Origin of the sequence: Shewanella sp. 11B5 (assembly GCF_002836795.1) — a bacterium.
GTDB classification, from domain to species: Bacteria; Pseudomonadota; Gammaproteobacteria; order Enterobacterales; family Shewanellaceae; genus Shewanella; species Shewanella frigidimarina.
On the sequence record NZ_PJAP01000168.1, the window covers coordinates 1 to 1,123 of the forward strand.

The window sequence follows — 1,123 nt, forward strand, 5'->3', positions numbered from 1 at the left end:
GCGATATCATCGCATGAGCACGCTGAGATTTTTATCATTTTCACAGTGACCAAAAGTATTTTTTGAACAACGGTTTCGCTAAATGCTTAGTGATTATTTCAATAGCTTTTATTGAGAGTAAAAAAGCCCTGAGACGATAATGGCTCAGGGCTTAGATTGTTTGTCATCTTAACTAGTAAGGTGTGTTAAATCAGTTTTGGTTTAGCGCTCAAATTCGGGTTTTGTTAAATACGAGCCATACGTTTGAGCAGTAACAACCACAATACAGGGAGCAGTAAGATATAGAAAAACAGCACTTTTGCACCGATATCACCGTAAAACAAGGTGTTGTTTACAAACCTCACAATACCCATAGGATCCCATGGCATGTAATGAATATTGCCGTGCAATAACATAGCACCTAAAATCACTATGGTGATGGCTATCCATTGTCTTGCTGCCTCGTAACTTTTGACTAGAAATGCAGGAATTAACGCGGCTAAGCCGATACCAATAAAGTTCTGCGCAAGGTGAGCCAGTAATGGATATTCACTGCTATTTAATCGCCACAATAAGTTGCCGGCAGCAGACTGGCCGATTGCCACTATGCTCAATGCATAATAGCCAATGCTAATGCACAGGCTGAGTATGACTAATTTGATGATATTCATTTATTTCCTTATCGTTTGAACATTCCATAAACGTTTTTTTAGAAACAGTGTACGGATTTTACCGTCAATAATGAGTAATGGCTATTTCTGTAATATTGCATTATATCGACTAAAGGCAGCATCGAGATCGGCAATTAAATCGTCGGCATCTTCAAGTCCAATGTGTAAGCGTATTAATGGTTTACTGCTGTCCCATTGGGTAGCAGTACGGATATTGTTAATACCGAATACCCCTAAGATTAAGCTTTCGAAACCGCCCCATGAAAAACCCATTTTAAAATGGTCCATGTTTTCAACAAAAGCTGTGACTGACGCTAAGTCGCCTTGCTTAAGTACAAATGAGAACAAACCGTTACCGCTGCTAAAATCGCGTTTAAAAAACTCGTGACCTGGGCAAGTATCAAATGCTGGATGACGGACATGATCCACTTCTGCACGAGTCACCAACCAATTCGCCACTTTTAAGGCATTTT

At 39.8% G+C, this 1,123-nt stretch carries 2 protein-coding genes; both read right to left on the minus strand.

Going from position 1 to position 1,123, the window contains the following annotated elements:
* Positions 1-224: 224 nt before the first annotated feature.
* On the minus strand, positions 225-650 hold the full coding sequence (locus CXF78_RS01385; RefSeq protein WP_102035753.1) for a hypothetical protein: 426 nt from the start codon (positions 648-650) through the stop codon (positions 225-227).
* A gap of 81 nt (positions 651-731) precedes the next feature.
* Positions 732-1,123 (minus strand): PLP-dependent transferase (locus CXF78_RS01390; protein ID WP_180957017.1); only part of this gene is annotated, 392 nt, incomplete at its 5' end.